This window comes from Enterobacter sp. SORGH_AS_0287 (assembly GCF_031453695.1).
Taxonomy (GTDB): domain Bacteria; phylum Pseudomonadota; class Gammaproteobacteria; order Enterobacterales; family Enterobacteriaceae; genus Enterobacter; species Enterobacter ludwigii.
In genome coordinates this window covers 1,798,118-1,820,487 of the sequence record NZ_JAVIZW010000001.1, presented here as the reverse complement: position 1 = coordinate 1,820,487, position 22,370 = coordinate 1,798,118, and the positions used below count along the sequence as shown (strand labels likewise).

The 22,370-nt window shown below is 56.0% G+C and carries 24 protein-coding genes, 1 pseudogene and 1 riboswitch; of the genes and pseudogenes, 12 read left to right on the top strand and 13 right to left on the bottom strand.

Annotated elements, in window-relative coordinates; all coding sequences use genetic code 11:
* Nucleotides 1-8: 8 nt before the first annotated feature.
* The 5 genes and pseudogenes from QE396_RS08735 to QE396_RS08715 all read left to right on the top strand — a co-directional run bounded on the left by QE396_RS08735 (nt 9) and on the right by QE396_RS08715 (nt 5,813).
* Nucleotides 9-1,313 (top strand): sugar ABC transporter permease, encoded by a 1,305-nt coding sequence (locus tag QE396_RS08735; protein ID WP_309950729.1) that lies wholly within the window; start codon nt 9-11, stop codon nt 1,311-1,313.
* Between the two features lie 11 nt (nt 1,314-1,324).
* Nucleotides 1,325-2,178 (top strand): annotated as a pseudogene (locus tag QE396_RS08730) (sugar ABC transporter permease).
* Between the two features lie 2 nt (nt 2,179-2,180).
* On the top strand, nt 2,181-3,383 hold the full coding sequence (locus QE396_RS08725) for an arabinogalactan endo-beta-1,4-galactanase (protein ID WP_185791700.1): 1,203 nt from the start codon (nt 2,181-2,183) through the stop codon (nt 3,381-3,383).
* A gap of 30 nt (nt 3,384-3,413) precedes the next feature.
* The gene (locus tag QE396_RS08720; protein WP_309950725.1) at nt 3,414-5,471 is read left to right on the top strand and encodes a beta-galactosidase; all 2,058 of its coding nucleotides are present in this window, start codon (nt 3,414-3,416) and stop codon (nt 5,469-5,471) included.
* Between the two features lie 99 nt (nt 5,472-5,570).
* Nucleotides 5,571-5,813, top strand: coding sequence for a glucose PTS transporter subunit EIIB (locus QE396_RS08715; protein ID WP_073395886.1), 243 nt, complete (start codon nt 5,571-5,573; stop codon nt 5,811-5,813).
* A gap of 104 nt (nt 5,814-5,917) precedes the next feature.
* Here QE396_RS08715 and QE396_RS08710 read toward each other — a convergent pair whose 3' ends face one another.
* A complete protein-coding gene (locus QE396_RS08710; protein ID WP_025204490.1) occupies nt 5,918-7,183 on the bottom strand; it encodes a maltoporin in 1,266 nt (421 codons plus the stop codon).
* A 269-nt stretch (nt 7,184-7,452) separates the two neighbouring features.
* Here QE396_RS08710 and QE396_RS08705 point away from each other — a divergent pair, with 269 nt between their 5' ends.
* A complete protein-coding gene (locus QE396_RS08705) occupies nt 7,453-8,529 on the top strand; it encodes a LacI family DNA-binding transcriptional regulator (protein ID WP_020884728.1) in 1,077 nt (358 codons plus the stop codon).
* 41 nt (nt 8,530-8,570) lie between these two features.
* On the opposite strand, the gene QE396_RS08700 is transcribed toward QE396_RS08705, so the two are convergent.
* Nucleotides 8,571-9,572 (bottom strand): magnesium transporter, encoded by a 1,002-nt coding sequence (locus QE396_RS08700; protein ID WP_020884727.1) that lies wholly within the window; start codon nt 9,570-9,572, stop codon nt 8,571-8,573.
* A 60-nt stretch (nt 9,573-9,632) separates the two neighbouring features.
* Nucleotides 9,633-9,802, bottom strand: a riboswitch (M-box (ykoK) riboswitch).
* Nucleotides 9,803-10,092: 290 nt separating this feature from the next.
* Between QE396_RS08700 and QE396_RS08695 the strand changes: the two genes are divergently transcribed.
* Complete coding sequence (locus tag QE396_RS08695; protein ID WP_047366249.1) at nt 10,093-10,596, top strand: DedA family protein; 504 nt, start codon at nt 10,093-10,095, stop codon at nt 10,594-10,596.
* A 1-nt stretch (nt 10,597) separates the two neighbouring features.
* Here the strand turns inward: QE396_RS08695 and QE396_RS08690 are convergent, their stop codons facing one another.
* Nucleotides 10,598-11,347 carry an SDR family oxidoreductase gene (locus QE396_RS08690; protein ID WP_032681279.1) on the bottom strand — a complete coding sequence of 250 codons (750 nt, stop codon included), beginning with the start codon at nt 11,345-11,347 and terminating at the stop codon, nt 10,598-10,600.
* A gap of 100 nt (nt 11,348-11,447) precedes the next feature.
* Between QE396_RS08690 and QE396_RS08685 the strand changes: the two genes are divergently transcribed.
* Complete coding sequence (locus QE396_RS08685; RefSeq protein ID WP_020884724.1) at nt 11,448-11,807, top strand: helix-turn-helix domain-containing protein; 360 nt, start codon at nt 11,448-11,450, stop codon at nt 11,805-11,807.
* An 86-nt stretch (nt 11,808-11,893) separates the two neighbouring features.
* The gene (gene agp, locus QE396_RS08680; RefSeq protein ID WP_047366235.1) at nt 11,894-13,135 is read left to right on the top strand and encodes a bifunctional glucose-1-phosphatase/inositol phosphatase; all 1,242 of its coding nucleotides are present in this window, start codon (nt 11,894-11,896) and stop codon (nt 13,133-13,135) included.
* A 32-nt stretch (nt 13,136-13,167) separates the two neighbouring features.
* Here the strand turns inward: agp and QE396_RS08675 are convergent, their stop codons facing one another.
* On the bottom strand, nt 13,168-13,395 hold the full coding sequence (locus QE396_RS08675; RefSeq protein ID WP_014169490.1) for a YccJ family protein: 228 nt from the start codon (nt 13,393-13,395) through the stop codon (nt 13,168-13,170).
* A gap of 18 nt (nt 13,396-13,413) precedes the next feature.
* Nucleotides 13,414-14,010: an NAD(P)H:quinone oxidoreductase gene (wrbA, locus tag QE396_RS08670; RefSeq protein WP_014169491.1), complete on the bottom strand. Its 597-nt coding sequence runs from the start codon at nt 14,008-14,010 to the stop codon at nt 13,414-13,416.
* Nucleotides 14,011-14,401: 391 nt separating this feature from the next.
* Here wrbA and QE396_RS08665 point away from each other — a divergent pair, with 391 nt between their 5' ends.
* Both QE396_RS08665 and QE396_RS08660 read left to right on the top strand, forming a co-directional pair.
* Complete coding sequence (locus QE396_RS08665) at nt 14,402-14,572, top strand: general stress protein (RefSeq protein WP_001273664.1); 171 nt, start codon at nt 14,402-14,404, stop codon at nt 14,570-14,572.
* Nucleotides 14,573-14,689: 117 nt separating this feature from the next.
* On the top strand, nt 14,690-15,613 hold the full coding sequence (locus QE396_RS08660; protein ID WP_032670558.1) for a DMT family transporter: 924 nt from the start codon (nt 14,690-14,692) through the stop codon (nt 15,611-15,613).
* Here QE396_RS08660 and rutG read toward each other — a convergent pair.
* The 7 genes from rutG to rutA are packed head-to-tail and all read right to left on the bottom strand — an operon-like array spanning nt 15,601 to nt 21,041.
* Entirely contained in the window at nt 15,601-16,929 is a 1,329-nt protein-coding gene (gene rutG / locus QE396_RS08655; protein ID WP_020884721.1) for a pyrimidine utilization transport protein G, read from the bottom strand. The genes QE396_RS08660 and rutG overlap by 13 nt on opposite strands.
* Nucleotides 16,930-16,950: 21 nt before the next feature.
* Complete coding sequence (gene rutF, locus QE396_RS08650; protein WP_014169496.1) at nt 16,951-17,445, bottom strand: NADH-dependent FMN reductase RutF; 495 nt, start codon at nt 17,443-17,445, stop codon at nt 16,951-16,953.
* 9 nt (nt 17,446-17,454) lie between these two features.
* Entirely contained in the window at nt 17,455-18,045 is a 591-nt protein-coding gene (locus QE396_RS08645) for a malonic semialdehyde reductase (protein WP_020884720.1), read from the bottom strand.
* A 9-nt stretch (nt 18,046-18,054) separates the two neighbouring features.
* A complete protein-coding gene (gene rutD / locus QE396_RS08640; protein WP_020884719.1) occupies nt 18,055-18,855 on the bottom strand; it encodes a pyrimidine utilization protein D in 801 nt (266 codons plus the stop codon).
* 7 nt (nt 18,856-18,862) lie between these two features.
* Nucleotides 18,863-19,249 (bottom strand): pyrimidine utilization protein C, encoded by a 387-nt coding sequence (gene rutC, locus QE396_RS08635; protein WP_020884718.1) that lies wholly within the window; start codon nt 19,247-19,249, stop codon nt 18,863-18,865.
* 11 nt (nt 19,250-19,260) lie between these two features.
* Nucleotides 19,261-19,950, bottom strand: a complete 690-nt coding sequence (gene rutB / locus QE396_RS08630) for a pyrimidine utilization protein B (RefSeq protein ID WP_020884717.1) — start codon at nt 19,948-19,950, stop codon at nt 19,261-19,263.
* Nucleotides 19,950-21,041: a pyrimidine utilization protein A gene (gene rutA, locus QE396_RS08625; protein ID WP_020884716.1), complete on the bottom strand. Its 1,092-nt coding sequence runs from the start codon at nt 21,039-21,041 to the stop codon at nt 19,950-19,952. The genes rutB and rutA overlap by 1 nt, the downstream gene beginning before the upstream one ends.
* Nucleotides 21,042-21,284: 243 nt before the next feature.
* Here rutA and rutR point away from each other — a divergent pair, with 243 nt between their 5' ends.
* Nucleotides 21,285-21,923 (top strand): HTH-type transcriptional regulator RutR, encoded by a 639-nt coding sequence (rutR, locus tag QE396_RS08620; RefSeq protein WP_020884715.1) that lies wholly within the window; start codon nt 21,285-21,287, stop codon nt 21,921-21,923.
* Here the strand turns inward: rutR and QE396_RS08615 are convergent.
* Nucleotides 21,920-22,315: a lysozyme inhibitor LprI family protein gene (locus QE396_RS08615; protein WP_020884714.1), complete on the bottom strand. Its 396-nt coding sequence runs from the start codon at nt 22,313-22,315 to the stop codon at nt 21,920-21,922. The genes rutR and QE396_RS08615 overlap by 4 nt on opposite strands.
* Nucleotides 22,316-22,370 lie beyond the last annotated feature (55 nt).

Sequence of the window (22,370 nt, the reverse complement as noted above, 5' to 3'; positions counted from 1 at the left end):
AGTTGTTTGTGAGTATCATCCCGGAACATTTTGCCAAACCGCGCGTGGCCGGGCGTCACGCCTGGACCAGCCTGCTGCTGGCGGTCATTCCCGGCTTCGGTCAGTTTTACCACCGTCAATGGCTGAAAGGGGTCATCTTCCTGGTGCTGCTTGCCAGTTTTATCGGCGTATTTGCTGATTTTCTGCGCGAAGGGCTGTGGGGACTGGTGACGCTGGGTGAGGAGGTGCCGCGCGACAACTCCATCTTCCTGCTGGCGGAGGGGATCATCAGCGTGTTAATCGCGGCGTTCGGCGTGATGGTGTATTACCTGTCGATGCGTGACGCGTGGGTCAATGGCCTGAAACGTGACGAAGGGTTGCAGCTTAACAGCGTGCGTAAACAGTATCAGATGCTATTGAGCTACGGCTTCCCGTATCTAATGATCACCCCGGGCTTTATCCTGCTGGTGTTTGTGGTGGTGTTTCCCATTTTGTTCGGGTTTGCCATCGCCTTTACCAACTACAACCTCTACCACACGCCGCCGGCTAAGCTGGTTGACTGGGTCGGGTTTAAGAACTTCATCAACATCTTTACGCTCTCTATCTGGCGCTCCACCTTCTTCGACGTGCTGCAGTGGACGGTGGTCTGGACGCTGCTCGCCACCACGCTGCAGTGTACGGTGGGCGTACTGCTGGCGATTCTGGTGAACCAGAAAGATTTACGCTTTAAGCCGCTGATCCGCACCATCTTTATTTTGCCGTGGGCGGTGCCGGGCTTTGTCACCATCCTGGTTTTCGCCGGGATGTTTAATGACTCCTTCGGGGTGATTAACAACGCCATTCTGGCCTTCTTTGGTATTGCGCCTAAAGCCTGGATGACCGATCCGTTCTGGACCAAAACGGCGCTGATCATGATGCAAACCTGGCTTGGTTTCCCGTTTGTTTTCGCCATGACCACCGGCGTGCTGCAGGCCATTCCTGATGACCTGTATGAAGCGGCTACCATGGACGGCGCCAGCAGCTGGACCCGGTTGCGGACCATTACGCTGCCGCTGGTGCTCTACGCCATAGCGCCGATCCTGATTACGCAATACACCTTCAACTTCAATAATTTCAACATCATCTATCTGTTCAATAACGGCGGACCGGCGGTGGTGGGGTCGAATGCGGGCGGCACCGACATTCTGGTGTCGTGGATCTACAAACTGACGATGTCATCTTCGCAATATGCCATTGCGGCGACCATCACCATCCTGCTGTCTGTTTTTGTCGTCGGCCTGGCGCTATGGCAGTTCCGCGCCACCAAATCTTTCAAAAATGACGACATGGCGTAAGGGACGTAACAATGGCTAAATCACAAAGTATTAAACGTGAGAAATGGGTCCGCCTTTCACTCTCCTGGCTGGTTATTGTGCTGGTGTCGGTCATCATCATTTACCCGCTGGTGTGGACGGTGGGCGCCTCACTCAACGCGGGCAACAGCCTGTTAAGCTCCTCTGTTATTCCGCAGAACCTGTCGTTCCAGCATTACGCCGACCTGTTTAATGGTCAGGTGAACTATATGACGTGGTACTGGAACTCGATGAAAATCAGCTTCCTGACCATGGTGTTGACCTTAATCAGCGTTAGCTTTACCGCCTATGCCTTCTCACGTTTTCGCTTTAAGGGGCGGCAGAACGGACTGATGCTCTTCCTGCTGTTGCAGATGATCCCGCAGTTCTCGGCGCTGATTGCCATCTTCGTGCTCTCGCAGCTGTTGGGCTTAATCAACAGCCATCTGGCGCTGGTGCTGATTTACGTTGGCGGCATGATCCCAATGAACACCTATCTGATGAAGGGCTACCTGGACGCCATTCCTAAGGATCTGGATGAGTCCGCGCGCATGGACGGAGCCAGTAACTTCCGCATCTTCATCGAGATCATCATGCCGCTTTCCAAACCCATTGTGGCGGTGGTGGCGCTGTTCTCCTTCACCGGGCCGCTGGGGGATTTCATTCTCTCCAGCACCATTTTGCGCACCCCGGACAAATACACCTTACCCATCGGGCTTTATAACCTGGTGGCGCAAAAAATGGGTGCCAGTTACACCACCTACGCGGCAGGCGCGGTGCTGATTGCGGTGCCGGTCGCGCGATCCTCTATCTGGCCTTACAAAAATACTTCGTCTCCGGTCTGACCTCCGGGAGTACTAAGGGATAACCATGAAAAGACTCAAACCCGCTTTGCTTGCTGTTTGTCTTTCTTGCGGTCTTGCCGCGAGTGCGTTCGCCGCGGACGGGGTAAAAACGCGTCCTTTTAACGCCATGCCGGCAGACTTTATTAAGGGGGCGGACATCTCGACGCTGCTCGAGGCGGAACAGCATGGCGCAACATTTTATAACCAGAACGGCCAGCAGCAGGACGCGATTGCCATTCTGAAAGCCAACGGCGTGAACTATGTGCGCCTGCGTTTGTGGGTGGATCCGCAGGATGCCAACGGAAATACCTACGGGGGCGGCAGTAACAATCTGGAAAACACGCTGGCGCTGGCGAAGCGCGTGAAGGCCCAGGGCATAAAACTCCTGCTCGATTTCCACTACAGCGATTTCTGGACCGACCCGGGCAAACAGTTCAAACCAAAAGCCTGGGAGAAGATGGATTACCCGCAGCTTAAAACGGCAATCCATGACTATACGCGCGACACCATTGCCCGCTTTAAAAAAGAGGGCCTGCTGCCGGACATGGTCCAGATTGGTAATGAAATCAATGGCGGAATACTCTGGCCGGAAGGCAAAAGCTGGGGGCAGGGTGGCGGCGAGTTTGACCGCGTAGCCGGGTTACTCAACGCCGCAATCAGCGGGATGAAAGAGAACCTGACCGACGGCGAGCAGGTGAAAATTATGCTGCACCTGGCCGAAGGCACTAAAAATGACACCTTCCGCTGGTGGTTTGATGAGATCACGAAGCGCGATGTGCCGTTCGATATTATCGGCCTGTCGATGTACACCTACTGGAATGGTCCGATCGGCGCGCTGAAAGCCAATATGGATGACATCAGCAAACGCTATAACAAAGACGTGATTGTGGTGGAAGCGGCCTATGGCTATACGCTGGAGAACTGCGATAACGCAGAAAACAGTTTCCAGGCCAAAGAAGAGAAGGACGGTGGCTATCCCGGCACCGTGCAGGGTCAGTACGATTATATCCACGATTTAATGCAGGCCGTGATTGACGTTCCCGATCGTCGCGGTAAGGGCCTGTTTTACTGGGAGCCGACCTGGATTGCCGTACCGGGCACCACATGGGCCACCAAAACTGGCATGAAATATATCCATGATGACTGGAAAGAGGGAAATGCCCGCGAAAACCAGGCGTTATTTGATTGTCATGGCAAAGTGCTGCCGTCGATAACGGTATTTAAATAGTATTCTGTTTCACTTCAGGACGTTTTTAATATGAATAAATTTGCGCCTTTAAGTTCGAAGGTCGCTGCGTTATTGCATGGCGCCGACTATAACCCGGAGCAATGGGAGAATTACCCCGGTATTATTGAAAAAGATATTGCCATGATGCAGCAGGCGAAATGTAATGTCATGTCGGTGGGCATATTTAGCTGGGCGAAGCTCGAACCGCGTGAAGGGGAATATGATTTTGTCTGGCTGGATAACGTCATTGATAAATTATATTCAGCGGGGATCCATATTTTCCTCGCCACGCCGAGCGGTGCGCGCCCGGCATGGATGTCGCAAAAATACCCACAGGTGCTGCGCGTAGGGCGTAACCGCGTGCCTGCGCTGCACGGTGGGCGTCATAACCACTGTATGTCTTCCCCGGTGTACCGTGACAAGACATTCAAAATGAATACCTTACTGGCTGAGCGTTATTCACAGCACCCGGCGGTGCTGGGCTGGCATATCTCCAATGAGTACGGCGGTGAGTGCCACTGCGATCTGTGCCAGGAGCGCTTTCGTGACTGGCTGAAAGCGCGCTACAAAACCCTGGATGCGCTGAACCACGCATGGTGGAGCACCTTCTGGAGCCACACCTATAGCGACTGGTCGCAGATTGAGTCCCCTGCGCCGCAGGGAGAGGTGTCCATTCACGGTCTGAACCTCGACTGGCGCCGCTTTAATACGGCGCAGGTAACAGATTTCTGCCGCCATGAGGTTGCGCCGCTAAAAGCCGTCAACGCAGCGTTGCCGGTGACGACCAACTTCATGGAGTACTTCTACGATTACGACTACTGGCAGCTTGCGAAAGCGATCGACTTTATCTCCTGGGACAGCTACCCGATGTGGCACAAGGAGAAAGACGAAACCCAGCTCGCCTGCTATACCGCCATGTACCACGACATGATGCGCAGCCTGAAAGGCGGAAAACCTTTTGTGCTGATGGAGTCCACGCCGAGCACCACCAACTGGCAGCCGACCAGCAAGCTGAAAAAGCCGGGGGTGCATATTCTCTCGTCAATGCAGGCGGTGGCACACGGGGCCGATGCCGTACAGTACTTCCAGTGGCGTAAAAGCCGCGGTTCGGTGGAGAAATTCCACGGGGCGGTTATCGACCACGTGGGGCATCTTGATACGCGTGTCGGGCGCGAAGTGACGCGTCTGGGCGAAATGCTTGAGCGCCTGCCGGGGGTGGTCGGGTGTCGCACGCAGGCACGGGTGGCGATTATCTTCGACCAGCAAAATCGCTGGGCGCTGGACGATGCCGAAGGGCCGCGCAACATGGGGATGGAGTACGAAAAAACCGTTAACGAACACTACCGTCCGTTCTGGGAAAAAGGCATCGCGGTGGATGTGATTGATGCCGACGGCGATCTCAGCCAGTACGCGCTGGTGATTGCGCCGATGCTTTATATGGTGCGGGAAGGCTTCGCCGAACGCGCAGAAGCGTTTGTCGCCGGGGGCGGCCATCTGGTGACCACCTACTGGAGCGGCATCGTGGATGAAAGCGATCTTTGTCATCTCGGCGGGTTCCCGGGGCCGCTGCGTAAACTGCTCGGCATCTGGGCAGAAGAGATCGACTGTCTCGGTGAGGGAGAACGTAATCTAATACAGGGGCTGGCGGGTAATGCGGCTGGCCTGCAGGGGCCGTATCAGGTTCGTCATCTGTGCGAACTGATCCATGTCGAAAACGCTCAGCCGCTGGCGACCTACCGGGATGATTTCTACGCCGGTCGGCCTGCCGTGACGGTGAACCGTTTCGGTAAGGGGAAAGCGTGGCATGTGGCGTCGCGCAACGATCTGCCGTTCCAGCGTGATTTCTTCGCCGGGATTATTGATGAACTGGCGCTGCCGCGGGCCATGGAATGCGATTTCCCACCGGGTGTAGTGGCAACGGCCCGCACGGACGGCGAAACCACGTGGGTGTTTGTGCAGAACTACACCGCCCAGCAGCAGCTCATTACGCTGCCGCAGGGGTATACCGACTGCATGACCGATGCCGCCGCCGCGGGTGATACCGCTCTGCTGCCGTGGGATTGTCGGGTACTCAGGCGTAAAGCGTAGTCGCTGAGGGCGTCGCGTCGTACAACCCTGGCTAATCAATCTGAAGGCGCCTGCTCTATGAGCAGGCATTTTTTTATCTGCATAACAGAGAGGCGTATTATGGACAGTGAAATAACTCAGCGTTTAATTCCTGCATTCGGCGGCGACGATAATATCGAACATGTTGAAGCCTGTATTACCCGTCTGCGCGTCACGGTAAAAGATTTAAATAAGGTGGATACGCAGGCGTTACAACAGGCGGGGGCGCTGGGCGTGATTATTATCGGCCAGCAGGTGCATGCGATATTTGGCCGCCAGTCTGATACCTTGCGGCAATTATTAGATGCGCATTTTAATCACTAATAATAAAAAAGGGATAGCCAAAATAATGGCTATCCCAAACCAGGATAATAGACTGCCAGTTGTTGGAGATACAATAACGATTAACGCATATCAGGAAATAAACATTACCACCAGGCTTCCACCTGCACGCCAACGTTCCAGGTATTATTTGCGGTGCCGTCTTCGAAGGATTGTCCTTTCTCGGAGTCATTCAGGTAAGAGGCGAAGACGCGCAGTTCCGGACGCGACATAAAATCAGGCCCATCCGCCAGTCCGAGTGCGAGGGTGTACTTCTCTCCGCTCTGCTTGTAGCTGGAGCCGTCGGTGTAGGTATCTTTCTGGTAGAAACCGCCCACTTCACCAATCAGACGCACGTATTCGGTGAACTGGTACTGCGCGCGACCCACCAGAGAGACAAGGCGCGATTTATCGGTGAATTGCGTGGTGTCATCCGCCGAGCCCCAGGTCAGCACGTGGTTGAAGGAGAGCTTGTCCGTAATCGGAATTAAGCCGGTGTTAATCACACGGTAGCCGCTGGCGTCGTTCACGTAGTTCCACATGTCATACCAGCCGCCGCCCTGGGACACCATGTTCTGCGCCAGGCCTTTGTTCGCATACTGCAGTACCAGCTTGTTGTAGCCGCCTAACATGTCCTGGCTGATCTCACCGGTGACCATGACGCCGTTGTCGGCCTCATACAGCCCACCGTACTCTTTCTGCTTATTGGTGGGGTTTGGCATGGCGTAATCAATGCCCACTTCAGTCCATGCACCCGCCCACGGCTTCCAGCCCGCATAGCGAAGGTCGATGTAGTTGATATTGACGTCGCTATCGCCGTCAACGCGGTAGTCCACGTCGTTGGCATCGCCACGGATCCAGGCCACGGACACCGCACCCGGTCCGAGCGTGTAGTTTTCGATACCGGCACCCGCGCCTGAGATGTTCCAGTATTTGGTGTCAATGATGTGCAGGTCATGGCGCTGGTAGTAGCGCTTACCGCCCCAGATCACCGCGTTCGGATCGCCGGGGATCAGGCCCTTGATCTGCAGATTCAGCTGACGCAACCCGAACTGCGCATCGTCGCCGAAGGTGGTTTCATTGTCGTTAGAGCCGTCAGAGACCATGCTCACCATGCTGTCGAGGTAGAAGCTGACATCGTTCTTTTTGTACACCTCTGAGCCCAGTTCCAGCTCGCCGTAGGTATCCGCCTCGTTACCCAGACGGCCAATTTTATTTTTTTGCCACTCCTCCATCCCACCATCCCGTGAGACGCCCACACCGGAGCGAAGATACCCATGAAAATCAATTGGTACTGAAGACGCTGCAAACAGCGAAGGAGACGCTAACGCGGCAGCCAACGCAACAGATACAGAGCGGATCGTCGTGTTCATTGTTACCCTCTTATTGTTTTGTAATACGTTCACAAATCCGCTGTCATAAAATGCCTAAACCTTTTTTCTGGCAATTGCGTGATCGTTAATCTGTGATTAAGTGCAAATAAAATAGCCAATTTTGTTACGATTGATGAGGTGTGACCAGAAATGTAGTATTGTGAACGTAATACTTTTTGATGGTGTTATGGCAGCCAGACGTGCCCAGTGGGCGTTTTTTTATATCGCCCCTGATACAATCAGCGCATAACAACATAAGGAACCGGACCATGAAGTCGAAAAGCGCAACGTTAGAGGACGTCGCACGCCATGCGGGCGTCTCCTATCAGACCGTGTCCAGGGTACTGAATAAATCTGCCAATGTATCCGAAGCCACGCGTCACAAGGTGGAGAAATCCATAGAGTTATTGCGGTATGTCCCGAACCGCCTGGCGCAGCAGCTGGTCGGAAAGCAGACCCAGACCGTCGGACTGGTGACGATTTCGCTGGCTTTGCATGCGCCGTCACAGGTCGCCGCGGCGGTAAAACGCTATGCAAATGTGGAAGGGTATCAGGTGTTGATCTCCATGATTGATGAGAACGTCAACCACAGCATCCAGGATTCGATCAATGAACTGAAATCTCAGCTCGTCAGTAAGGTGATCATCAACGTCCCGCTGGAAGCAGAGCAGGCGCAGAAAATCGCGACGGACAACGACGATATCGTCTGTCTGTTCCTCGACGTTGACCCTTACAGTTCCGTGTTTAACGTTTCGTTTAACCCGGCAGATGGCACCCGTGCCAGCGTCAAATATCTCTACGAACTGGGGCACCGGGAAATCGCGTTGCTGGCGGGGCCAGCGTCTTCTGTCTCGGCGCAGCTCAGGCTGAAAAGCTGGATTGAAACCCTGAAAGGTTACGGTCTGGAGCCGGCCTCGGTGATCCGCGGGAACTGGGATGCGCAGAGCGGTTACGCGGGTGCGTTGCAGATGCTGCGCGAGACGCCGCAATTTTCTGCCGTGCTGGTGGCCAACGACCAGATGGCGCTGGGGGTATTAAGTGCTTTCCATCAGCATCAGATTTCCATTCCGGGTGAAAAATCGGTGATTGGCTACGATGACACCTACGAAAGCTCATTCTTCTATCCGGCATTGACCACGGTATCGCTGGATCTGGATCTGCAGGGGAAAGAGGCGGTGCGCCGCATTCTTGACAGTGGCGAAGACAATGCCGTGCGCATGTCATCCATTTTGCCTGCCCGGCTGGTGGTGCGGCAGTCGACCGGGCCGAAAGGTGAGAAGGGCAAAAACCTGCAGGTACTGGCGCAACAGCTTCGTGATATCGCACATCAGCTTGGCGATATGTAAAACGGTGAGCACCTCAACCCGGTGGGTGAGGTGCTGCACTCTTATTCCAGCCCCAGCGTGTACTGCGCAATCTTGAAGTAGATAATCAGACCGGTTCCGTCGATAAGCGTCGCGATAAAGGGCGCGGAAACGACGGCCGGGTCAATGCCGCAGCGCTTCAGTACCATCGGAATAACTGACGAGACAATCGCACTCCACAGCGTAATACAGACCAGCGTCAGGCTGACGATAAGGGTAATTTCCAGCCCGATACCCATCATCCAGGCGCGAACACACCCGGCAAGACCAAGCGTGGCGGCAATCATCAGCGAGGTGGTCATCTCCTTTCGTAACACACGGCCAACGTCGCGCAGACGCACTTCACCCAGCGCCATTGCACGCACCAGCGTGGAGGTAATCTGCGTCCCGCTGTTCCCACCGGTCCCTATCAGCAGCGGAATAAAAAAGGCCAGGGCAATGGCGGATTCCAGCGCTTCTTCGAAGTGCTGAATAACCGAGCTGGTATAGGCTTCAGCGACAAACAGCAGCAGCAGCCAGACGGAGCGTTTTTTCCACAGGCTGAAGGGGCTGGTTTCCAGATACGGCTTTTCCAGCGGCAGCGTTGCTCCCTGGAGCTGGGCATCTTCGGTGACATCATCTTCCAGCAGATGGGCGATTTCGCGTTCGGTCAGGCAGCCGACCACTTTACCGTGCGTGACCACCGGCACGACATCCGCCTCGCCGTGGGCCAGCAGCCCGGCGACATCGGCACGCTCGTCTTCCGGTTTGACCTGCAGAAACTGAGAAATCATCAGCGTTTTCACCGGCTGTACCGTATCGGCGGTCTGCAGCAGTTTGCGCACCGCTACCATGCCCGCCAGCCGACCGTTATCTTCGAGGAAAATATGCGATGGAATATCATCGTCTTTTAATTTTTCGAAAAATTGCTCGCGTGCCAGCGCCACGCATAATGAAATATCGAGGACGATAAAATCGGTATTCATATATTGCGCGATTGCGCTGTCATTGAATGCCAGGTTTTGATTGTGAATAGCGTAAGACATAGTGAATTCCCTTTGAATAATAAAATCTCTCAGGGGCGAGCAAGACAGGGCATGTCGAAGAGGAGATCCCCACGTCCTGGGTTCAGCACTGTACACCGTATCCCGTAAGGGAAGTTATACTGACAAAGCCTTGATTCGACAGTGCCTGTTTTACCCTGTGCCGGTTCTCTCGAACCCACCAGAGCGATAACGTGTATTTGTACAGGAGCCTCGCCATAACGAGATCGTTGTAAAACGAGAGGGATAATACGCCACTTTAAAAATCGCGCTGTGGAATTTAAAAGACGTTTAAGAAACGTTTAGAACAATAATTTAATCCCGCGTATTAATGACATCGATTATTCATCAATGACGGTGGTTATTGCTCAAGAGAGTATAATTCCACGCCTCTGTGTTTCTAAATGGCGCTGACATTTTCGCGTGTCGTTAATGCCTTCCTGCTGGAGGTCTGAGCGGTTGATACCCCATTTAAGGTTGTTCGTTTCTAATGGTCAGCATCACGAACGCTGCGGGGTGGAATATGACGTGGTTTGACAATCTGCTGAATCATTTTGCGCTCTATCCGACGCATCTGTTCGCGCTGCTTTTCGTCATCGCGCTGAGCAAGTCTACGGTACTGGTTTCCTCCGTGCTTCCGCCGGCCTCGGTGATGCTGCTGGCAGGGATCACCGTCAGCCAGACCAGCCTGCATCCGGCACTGACGTGGCTGGCTGTCGCGACGGGTGCCGCAACAGGGTCGGTATTGAATTATCATATCGGCCAGTTGATGGGCCACACGCGGCTGGTCACGCGCTTTACCTCCCGGCACGCCGAGAAATTTTTGCGGGTACAACATCAGCTGCAGAAAAACGGCGTGCTGGTGCTCTTTACCGCGCGTTTCCTGGCGGTGCTGCGCTATATCGTCCCGCTGGCAGCGGGCATGCTCAGACTGAACGCGGCGAAAGTGTACGCGGTAAGCCTGATTTCAGCCGTCGTATGGGCGGCGCTGTATGTCGGCATCGTCACCGGCATCAGCGCCTTTTGACCTACAGGTTTCCCATTCCGCCGTCGACCAGCAGTTCCGTTCCCACCATATAGCGCGATTCGTCAGAGGCAAGATAGAGTGCGGCTTTCGCCAGCTCCGTCGGCGTGCCCATTCTGCCCAGCGGCACAAGTTTGGTGATATCCCCCAGCATCGCCTTGAGCGCTTCCTCGCTTAACCCCGTTTTATTAAATGCCGGTGTTTCTACCGGACCCGGGCTCAGGCCGTTGACGCGAATACCGCGCGGCAACAACTCCCCTGACAGCGTGCGTGCCAGCGACAGTAATCCCGCCTTGCTGGCGGCATAAACGCTGCTGGCAGGCAGCCCGATGCGGGCGCTCACGGACCCGCACAGGATCACAGAGGAGGGATTATTGAGCAGCGGCAGCAGGGCCTGAATCAAAAAGAACGGTCCTTTAAGGTTGATGCCCATCAGGCGATCCCAGGCGTCTTCCTGCCACTCTTCAAGCAGCCCGTGCGTCACATCGCCGGCGTTAATAAACACGGCATCAAGACGTGGCCAGCGAGAGGCGAGCGTGTCCGCCAGCGCTTTTTGCGCGGCGATGTCACCCGCATCGGTCGGAATAACCCAGGCATTATCGCCCAGAATGCGTTGTGCTTCGGCAAGGGTATCCGGGTTACGTCCGGTGACAGCAACGTGCGCCCCTTCGGCAATAAATTCCTGCGCGGTAGCGAGACCAATACCGGAAGTGCCGCCGGTAATCAGCGTATATTTACCTGCTAAACGACCCATGTGCTTCTCCTGAAATGACTCTGGAGAAAGCACTATAGAAACGTTAGTATCGAAAGGAAACCAGGTACCATTAGGATACTAATGAGGCTAGAGGTGTGCTATGGCGGAATCACTCACTATACCCTGTGAAAAAAAATCTGAGGTTTATCTCTGCCCGATGACGCAGTTTGTAAACCTGATTTCCGGTAAGTGGGCCATCCCGGTGCTCTATCGCCTGATTATGCTCAATGCACCGGTCCGGTTTGGCGATCTGCTGCGCGCCGCTGCCCCCATCACGCAAAAAGAGCTCACGAAGCAGTTGCGCCTGTTTGAGCAGCGCGGGCTGGTGTCGCGCACTATCTACCCGGAGATCCCACCGCGGGTGGAGTATCAGATAACCGCGCTGGGGTTAACCCTCCAGAGCGCGCTCTCCCCGCTGGCCGACTGGATGAGCGAATACGGCGATCGCCTTGAAAAGTAATCCTCAGTTTGCGAAACGCTTCCCGGAAAATTGTCACGAATCTGTCACACTCACTGCGACATTTTAAAACGAGTGAGGAATTAGGGATGAGAAAAGCACTACTTGCGCTGGCAATCGCCGGTTCCATTGCAGTGACATCTGGCGTGCAGGCGCAAGAGACGCCGGAAGGGTATCAGCTGGAACAAGTTTTAATCATGAGTCGCCATAATTTGCGCGCGCCGCTCGCCAATAATGGCAGCGTGCTCGAGCAATCCACACCGAAGCAGTGGCCAGAATGGGAGGTGCCAGGCGGTCAGCTCACCACCAAAGGTGGCGTGCTTGAAGTCTACATGGGCCACTATATGCGTGAGTGGCTGGCACAGCAGGGGATGGTGAAAACCGGCGAGTGCCCGGCCGCGGATAGCGTATATGCCTATGCCAACAGCCTGCAGCGCACTGTCGCCACCGCGCAGTTCTTTATCACCGGCGCCTTCCCGGGGTGCGATGTGCCTGTGCATCATCAGGAAAAAATGGGCACCATGGATCCGACCTTTAACCCGGTGATTACGGATAACTCACCTGCATTCCGTGAAAAAGCGCTGAAGGCGATGGAGACTGAGCGGCAGAAAATGCAGCTTGGCGAGAGCTACAAGCTGCTGGAGCAGATGACGAATTACGCCGATTCACCGTCCTGTAAAGAGAAGAACGTGTGCTCGCTGGCAGAGGCGAAAGATACCTTCAGCGCTGACTATGAAAAAGAACCTGGCGTATCGGGGCCGTTAAAAGTCGGTAACTCGCTGGTGGATGCCTTCACGCTGCAGTATTACGAAGGCTTCCCGGCAGACCAGGTTGCCTGGGGTGAAATTAAAACCGATCAACAGTGGCGCGTGTTGTCGCAGCTGAAAAATGGCTATCAGGACTCGCTGTTTACCTCCACCGAGGTGGCGCAAAACGTGGCCAAACCGCTGGTGAAGTATATCGACCAGGCTCTCGTCACCGGGCAGGCGAAAGCGCCGAAAATCACCCTGCTGGTGGGGCATGATTCCAATATCGCGTCGCTGCTTACGGCGCTGGATTTCAAACCGTACCAGCTGCATGACCAGCACGAGCGGACGCCAATTGGCGGGAAAATTGTTTTCCAGCGCTGGCATGATAAAAACGCCAACCAGGAGCTTATGAAGATTGAGTATGTCTATCAGAGCGCCGACCAGCTGCGTAACGCCAGCGTATTGTCACTGGATGCGCCGGCACAGCGTGTGACGCTGGAGCTGAAGGGGTGTCCGGTTGATGCGAACGGTTTTTGCCCAATCGATAAATTCAATGTGGTGATGAATAACGCGGCGAAATAGGTAAAACCCCCCGCTCAGGCGGGGGGAAACGTTCAGACGTTTTTACGTTCGATGGTTTGCTCACCCCAGAAGAGCGCGTCTTTGTCCGTTTTCCCGAAGGCACGTTCCAGCACTTCATCGCTGCCTTCTTCCCAAATCTGCTCTGCCAGCTTCTCGTCATAGTTCGCGACTTCAAAAATGGCTTCGGCGATCTCCGGAGAGGTGTTGCGTAAACTTGCCCATTCACCCACGCGGTGGGCTTTGGATTCTTGAGTTGGCATACTTGTCCTCCTGTTGAGTTAGCCGTTCAGTTTTTTGGCGAGGCCTGCGACATACTCACCCTGATAGCGGGCGATAGTGAGCTCTTCGTTGCTCGGCTGTCGGGAGCCATCGCCACCGGCAATGGTGGTGGCGCCGTACGGTGTCCCGCCACGAACCTGGGAAATATCAAACAGTTCCTGCGCGCCGTAGCCAATCGGCACAATCACCATCCCATGATGAGCAAGGGTAGTCCAGGTTGACGTAATCGTCTGCTCCTGACCGCCGCCGGTCCCGGTGGAGCTGAAGACGCTGGCGAGTTTGCCGTATAACGCTCCGGATGCCCAAAGTCCTCCGGTTTGATCGAGGAAGGTCCGCATCTGGCCTGACATATTGCCAAATCGGGTAGGGGTGCCGAAAATAATGGCATCGTAATCAGCCAGTTCCTGCGGGGTGGCAACCGGGGCATTTTGTGTTTTCCCCCCGGCTTTGGCGAACGCCTCAGCCTGCATCGTTTCCGGTACGCGTTTCACCACAACTTCTACGCCGTCCACTCTGTTTGCACCTTCTGCTACCGCGTGAGCCATGGTTTCAATGTGTCCATACATGGAATAATAGAGCACCAGAACTTTTGCCATTTTGCATCACTCCTCGTTTGTGTTTTCTGACAGCGGATCGCTGCGTTCATTTAAAGATATGTCATCACAGCCAGACTGCAAAAATGAACGGCATTTCTTTGATTTATAACAATATGGATACAAAAGCGCTTTGTAGCAAAATGAAACAACTTTCCCGCTGCGGATTTTTAAAATGATAAGAAAGGCTTATAAATGGCCGTCGCGTAATCTCACCCGAATGGCTGAGATCATGTTGCAGAATATTACCTCTGACTTGCCGGATAGCCGCATTCCACTAAGCTTAATTTCACGCGGCACAGATAAAGGCACTGTCCTTCAGCCGCGCGGTGAAAGAATCCTCTTTTACTGAATGCAATATGATGTCTAATGTTTCACACTCTGGAGGTTAGAGATGGCAAACCATCGTGGTGGTTCAGGTAATTTCGCTGAAGACCGTGAAAGAGCATCAGAAGCAGGTCGTAAAGGTGGCCAGTCTAGCGGGGGGAATTTCAAAAATGACCCTCAGCGCGCATCAGAAGCTGGCAAAAAAGGGGGCAAAAACAGTCATGGCAGCAATAAGTAATACGCCGGGCTGATACCCTGCCGCCGGGATCTCCCGGCGGTTTTTTATTTCTGCAACATTGAACTGTCACCAAAGGCATCGCACACTAGAGGATTGATGCTTATTTGCTGGTGCCGCATGTCTCTCTCCCGTTTCACATTCTCCGTCAAACCTCAGGAAGCCCTTCTCATTCTGATCACCATGTTCTGGGGCGGAACCTTTCTCGCCGTCCAGTACGCGGTCACGCTGAGCGGTCCGTTCTTTTTTGTCGGCCTGCGCTTTGCGACGGCGGCGATTGCCGTGGGATTACTCTCGCTTAAAACCTTGCGCGGGCTGACGCTTAAAGAACTGAAGGCCGGGGTGGCCATTGGGGTTGCGATTGCCATGGGCTACAGTCTGCAGACGTGGGGATTACAGACCATCACCAGCAGCAAATCGGCGTTTATCACCGCCATGTATGTGCCGCTGGTGCCGTTACTGCAATGGCTCTGTCTGGGGAGAATACCGGGTCTGATGTCCTGCACGGGGATCGTGCTGGCGTTTGTTGGCCTTATCTTGCTTGCCGGGCCGGAAAACAACCTGCTGGCGCTGGGGCCGGGCGAAATCATTACGCTGGTGGGCGCTATCGCGATTGCCGCGGAAATTATTCTGATCAGCGCCTGGGCTGGCAAAGTGGACGTCAAGCGCGTCACCGTGGTTCAGCTGGCGACCGCGTCGCTGGTGGCTTTTGCCACCATGGTGCCGGCAGGGGAGTCTGTTCCGCCGATGTCCACCGGGCTGGTTGTGGTGGCGCTGGGGCTGGGTATCTTTAGCGCCATTATCCAGGTCACCATGAACTGGGCGCAGCGCAGCGTTTCCCCGACGCGTGCGACGGTTATCTATACCGGTGAACCGGTATGGGCGGGCATTTTCGGGCGTATCGCCGGAGAGCGTTTACCGCTGCTGGCGCTGGTGGGGGCGGCGTTTATTGTCGCCGGCGTGCTGGTGAGTGAGCTGAAGCTGAAACGGAAGAAAAAAGCGCTGCCTGAGCGTGACAGCGCTGCGATAAATCAAGAGTCCTGATGTACCACGTCGCCCTGCGGTGCGGCCGCTTCCCGGCGGCTCAGCAGGGCGTTAAGCAGGATTGCGCCAAAGGTTGCGGTGCCAATCCCACCAATAGTGAAGCCGCCCAGCGTCAGGGCAAAATCTCCCGCCCCTAACACCAGCGTGACCGCCACCATAATCAGGTTGCTGTTCTGGCTCAGATCGACACGATGCTGCACCCAGATGCGTGCCCCGGCAACGGCAATCAGACCAAATACCACAATCGATGCCCCACCAATCACCGGCGCGGGAATGGTGTGGATCAGCGCGCCGAATTTCGGTGAGAACCCGAGGAGCATCGCCATCACCGCTGCCGCCACGAAGACCAGGGTGGAGTAAACTTTGGTCACTGCCATCACGCCAATATTTTCAGCGTAGGTCGTTACACCGCTGCCGCCGACCGAGCCGGAGAGCATGGTAGCCAGACCGTCGCCGACAAAGGCGCGGCCCATGTAGGGGTCCATGCTGCGTCCGGTCATACCCGCAACGGCTTTCAGATGGCCTAAGTTTTCTGCCACCAGGATCACCGCAACCGGCGCGATTAACATCATCGCCTGCGTGTTAAAGACCGGAGACGTCACCTGCGGCAGGCCGAACCAGGCGGCGTTATGCAGCAGCGTAAAATCAACCGGCTTGCCCAGACCGAAGACGTTTGCCAGCAGGGCGTACACCAGACAGGCAACGATTAACCCCACCAGGATCAACAGTCGCTGGATCATACCCCGCGTAAACACCGCCACCAGGCCAATGCAGAGTACCGTGATCACCGCCATCCAGCTTTCAAAGGGCGAACCGGAAACACTTCTGACGGCTATTGGCGCAAGGTTCAGACCAATTGCCATTACCACTGCCCCGGTGACGACGGGAGGCATCATCCGCTCTATCCAGCGTGTCCCGACCTTCATGACCACCAGGCCAATCAGCGTGTAGACCAGCCCGCAGGCGATAATGCCGCCGAGCGCGACGCTCAGATTCGGGTTGATGCCCTGACCGTTAAAGCCGGTGGTGGCGATGACCACGCCGACAAACGCAGCGCTGGAACCAAGATAGCTGGGCACGCGCCCGCCGGTGATGAAAAAGAACAGCAGGGTACCGATACCCGACATCAGAATAGACAGATTGGGATCAAGCCCCATTAGCATGGGCATCAGCACCGTTGCGCCGAACATCGCGACCGCGTGCTGAACCCCCATCACTAAGGTTGGCCCGAGCGGGAGCCTTTCATCCGGCGCGACCACGCCAGGTTCCGTAGAGGTCGATTTCAACTGCCAGTGGGGAAAACCGAACATTGCCATGAGCTGACTCCTTAAGGAGGGTTAACAGGCGGGTCGCATAAGCGCGTGATAGCCGCGGTCAAACCACACCAGCCCTTGCGGCGCGGGGTGGCGAATAATCGAAACGATGTCGCAAAACAGGATGTCGTGCGTGCCCACGCTCACCACCTGGCTGATACGGCAGTCAAACGAGGCCAGCGCCTCCTCCAGACGCGGGCACCCCGTTTCTCCGGTCTCCCAGCGCGCGGCGGCGAAGCGCTCGTCCATCGGGGTTTTCCCCCCAAACAGGTTTGATAGCGGCTCTTGTCCGGCGCTCAGGGTATTGACGCACAGGGTGCGGTTTTCACTGAAGGTCGGCCAGACGGATGCGCCACGGTTCAGGCATACCAGCAGCGTGGGCGGTGAATCCGTTACGCTGCACACCGCGCTGGCGGTGAAACCCGCCATCCCGGCAGGACCGTCGGTGGTGATGATATTGACCGCCGCACCGACGCAGGCCATGGCATCACGGAAGGTTTGTTTATCGGGTGTCATCATGATGGCTCCTTATGCCAGTGCGCATGCGTCTTCAAAGGCCAGGCGCGGCAAACGGCCGTAGAGTTTGCTGGTATCGCCATAGCCAATATTGATAAGCAGATTACTTTTCAGCGACGTGCCGGTGAAAAACGCGTCGTCGACTTTTTGGCGATCAAAGCCTGACATCGGGCCCGTATCGAGCCCCAGCGCCCGACAGGCGAAAATCAGGTAAGCCGCCTGCATCGCGCTGTTGCGAAAGGCGGTCTCTTCGGCAAGCGCCGGGCTTGAGGTAAACCAGCTCCGCGCATCCCCGTGGGGGAACAGGACGGGCAGGCGTTCATAAAATTCACTATCCCAGGCGACAATCGCCGTGACCGGGGCGGTGAGGGTTTTCTCCAGGTTGCCGCTGGAAAGCGCCGGGCGCAGTTTTTCTTTTCCCTCAGCGCTTCGTACAAACACAATCCGCGCTGGCGAGCAGTTGGCGGACGTGGGACCCCATTTCATCAGGTCGTAGATCTCGCGCAGCGTCTCGTCGCTGACGGGGATCGCCTGCCAGCCGTTATGGGTGCGTGCGCCGGTAAACAGTGATGCCAGCGCGCCAGGGGTAATCGCTTCGCTCATCAGGGCTCCTTATAAAGCGGGTTCAGGGCTGTGCAGCAGGCTGGCAAGCCCGTTCAGCAGCAGCGTATTAAAAGTTTCTGGCTCGGTGACGTTGCAGGCGTGCCCGCCCTGGCGCATCACCACCTTGTGGCTGCCGGGGATGGCCGCCTGCAGCTCAGTGGAACAGACCGCAGGGATGAGCAGATCGTCGGCGGAGCAGATGAGGTGTACCGGGCAGTGAATGCGTGAGGCATGGCGACTGAAGTCCGCTTTCTTCAGGGCATTCAGCCTGTGCAGCAGGTTGTTTTTGCCCTGGAAGTGGGCCAGTGCCAGGGCCTCTTCGGCCTCCAGGCGCGGCGCGCGGGCGGCCATCCAGTCGGCCGGGTAAAGAAACAGCGGCTGTGCCTCTACCCACGCCTGTGCGCCGCCTGCATGAAGCAGGCGTTCGCGGATCTGGAAACAGCGTCGGGTATGAGCATTCAGAGTGAGCCAGCCGTTCACGCACACCAGCGCACTGAGGGCATCGGGGTGGTCGAGCGCCAGCTGTAGGCCGATCAGCGCTCCCAGCGCATGACCCACGACGCAGTAACGAACGATCCCGGCGGCATTCAGCGCCCGGGCCAGCTCGTCGGCCATCATCGCCAGGCTGTAGGCTTCCGGCAGCACGTCGGGATTATTGCCCGTCCCGCGCTGGTCGTAGCACACCACCTGGTACTCTTGCTCCAGGACGGCAAGCTGCGGTAGCCAGTAGCTGCCGCCCCCGCCAAGCCCGGCAATCAGGACAACCGTGGGCGCGCCGTCGTAAGGGGGAGGTGAGACAGAGAGCTTCATGGCCGCCTCACTTTGCGATGTGTGCAACGGTCGCGATTTCAACCAGCGCATCTGGCTTCACCAGCCCACACTGAATGCAGAACCGGGCCGGTTTATCACCGGGAAAGAATTCGGCGTAAATGTCGTTAATCGCGGCGTAGTTTTTCCAGTCGGTGATAAAGATACTGTTGAACGTCACATCCTCCATTGTGCCACCCGCTGTTTCGATCACTTTTTTGATCGTCTCCAGCACGTGGCGGGTTTGCGCCTTTGGGTCGTTGGGGTAGACCACGTTATTGTGCTGATCAAACGGCAGCGTGCCGGATACATACACCACACCATCGGCCAGCGTGCCGGGCACGAACGGGGCAATCGGGGTACTGGTTCCTGGCGGAATAATCACGGATTTCGGCATGGTCTTGTTCCTCAGGCAATACGGGCTAACGGTGGATTCAGGGCGTCGCAAAAATCCGCGACGTTGCTGACCCAGCCAAAAAAGGTTTCGATGTTGAACAGGGCCGCTTGCTGCGCAAACGCCGGCCCGGCCTGATGGGTGGCGTCTTCCAGCACCACGCCAAAATATTCCAGGAAGAAGCCGTCGCGTAGGGTGGATTCCACGCAGACGTTGGTAGCGATGCCGGTAAAGACCAGATGACGGATCCCCCGGCTGCGCAGCAGGCTGTCGAGCGGGGTGTTGAAAAAGCCGCTGTAGCGCGGTTTGGGCAGCACGATATCGCCTGCCTCTGGCACCAGCTCATCCACCAGCTGGTAATCCCAGCTGCCTTTCGCCAGCAGTGTGCCCTGCAGTTCGGGCCGTTTGCGCATGGTTTTCAGGGCGTTCGATTTATGGAAATTGGGAGAGCCCGGGCCACCGGCCTCCACATATTGATCGTCCCAGCCGTTCTGGAACCAGACGATCAGCATGCCAGCCGCGCGGGCTGCGTTGACTGCGGTTTTAATGTTCTCAATCACCGGTCGGGTGGCGGAGACGTCAAATCCCGCCAGATCCAGATAGCCGCCCTGGCTGGCATAGGCGTTTTGCATATCCACCACAATCAGGGCACTTTGGTGCGGCGCAAAGGTGATGGCTTCCGGACGTGCTGCAAGCGTGGTCATTACGCGACCTCCTTTGTGATAGCAGGAATGTGGGCGCGGCACTGCATCAGCGGCTGAATGCGCTCGCCGAATGTTTCCACACCGGTCAGGAACTCATCGAAGGTCAGCAGCACGCCTTCCGCACCGGGCACGGCGGCCACTTCATCGAGCATTCTGGCGACGCTGGCATAGGAACCGACCAGCGTGCCCATGTTGATGTTGACCGCTGAGGTCGGGTCGGCCATCTGACGGACGTTGGTGTCCGAGCCGGAACGGGTATCTTTCTGGCTCTGTTCGGTGAGCCAGCTCAGCGCTTCATCGTCCGCGCCCGCCTTATACCGTTCCCATTTCGCGCGGGCGGCGTCGTCGGTTTCGTCGGCAATGACCATAAACAGGACATAGGAACCCACATCGCGACCGGTTTTGTCCGCGGCCTCTTTCATGCGTGCCGCGGTCGGGGCGAAGGCGGCTGGGGTATTCACGCCTTTGCCAAAGCAGAAGTTGAAGTCGGCGTATTTAGCGGAGAATTCCATTCCTGCGTCGCTCTGCCCGGCGCAGATCACTTTCATCGGGGCGGAAGGCCGCGGGCTGACGCGGCAGTCGTTCATGGTGAAGTAATCACCTTTGAAGTCGCTTTTGCCGGTGCCCCAGAGATCGCGCAGCACCTGCACATACTCGGTCAGGTAGTCGTAGCGGCGTGAGAAATACTCGTCGCCCGGCCAGATCCCCATCTGCTCATATTCAGGTTTTTGCCAGCCCGTAACCAGGTTAACGCCAAAGCGACCACCGGAGATGGAGTCGATGGTGGAGGCCATTCTGGCAACGATCGCCGGCGGCAGGGTGAGGGTGGCGGCCGTCGCGTAGATCTGAATGCGCGAGGTGACGGCTGCCAGCCCGGCCATCAGGGTGAAGGACTCCAGGTTGTGATCCCAGAATTCGGTTTTTCCGCCGAAACCCCGCAGTTTGATCATCGAAAGCGCAAAATCGAAATGGTAGTGCTCCGCCTTTTGCACGATGGCCTTATTCAGCTCAAAAGTAGGCATGTATTGCGGGGCTGTGGTCGAGATTAGCCAGCCGTTGTTGCCGATAGGTACAAATACGCCAATTTTCATCACGAACCTCTCTTTACGACGTTGCAGGTAAAGAGGGTTTTGCAAAGGCAATGCCAGTTTTGAAAATGGCTTTGTTATTAATGTGTTAATCAATGGTTGGTTAATTGAGGTATGCAAATGTGGACTAAATGGTCAAAAACATTGCACAGAAAACAGGCATTCATGCGCGATCGGAGTGCAGAGTGTCGTGGTTGGTGAGGGGTTTTGCTATGCTGATGGCAACGCAAAATATGGAGAGCGGGAATGACACAAGGTGCAGTGAAAACACCCGGTAAACGTTCGCAGGCGGTCAGTGCGAAGAAGCAGGCCATCCTCGGTGCGGCGCTGGAGACCTTTTCGCAGTTTGGTATTCATGGCACGCGCCTTGAGCAGGTGGCGGAACAGGCCGGGGTGTCGAAAACGAATCTGCTCTACTACTACCCGTCGAAAGAGGCGCTTTATATTGCGGTGATGCAGCAGATCCTTGATATCTGGCTGGCGCCGCTCAAGGCGTTTCGCGAAGAGCTTGCCCCGCTGGTGGCGATCAGGGAGTACATTCGCCTGAAGCTGGAGGTGTCGCGTGATTATCCGCAGGCATCACGGCTGTTCTGCCTGGAGATGCTGCAGGGCGCACCGCTGTTGCAGGCGGAACTGACCGGGGATTTAAAACAGCTGGTTGACGAGAAATCGGCCATTATTGCCGGATGGGTGGCGGGCGGGAAGCTGGCTCCAGTTGACCCGCATCATCTGATCTTTATGATTTGGGCCTCCACTCAGCATTACGCTGACTTTGCGGCCCAGGTTGAAGCGGTAACCGGTAAGACGCTTCAGGATGAGGCGTTTTTCCACAGCACGCTGGAAAACGTTCAGCAGATGATCATTGAAGGGATCCGCGTGCGTTAGTTTCCCGGCGGAAGAGGGCAGCTTAAATCGCCCTCTTCACACTGCATCAGTGAGGCAAGAAACGCTTCACGCTCAACGGTTTTTTCGTTCAGGCACTGGCTGATGATCATCGGCTGGACGCTGCCTCCCTCAGTACCCGACCCGATAAAGTTGCAGTCGGCATCGCGCAGGGCAATCCACGCCTGCTGTGCCTTTTTCAGAAGCTCACGCTGTGGGGCTTCTGCGCGTTTGATGGCAGCCTGATACGTCTGATTCAGTTTTTTATCGGCTGCCTGGTACTGCTGCGCCGTACAGGTGTTCATTTCAAGCTGGGTGGTCGCATTTGCGCACTCTTCTGCCAGCGCGTTCGCGCTCAGCAGCAATGCAGCCCCCGCGATCAGATATCTTTTCATCATCCCCTCCATGTAAAAAAGCCGGATGCGCTGTGCTTATCCGGCCCTGGGTTAT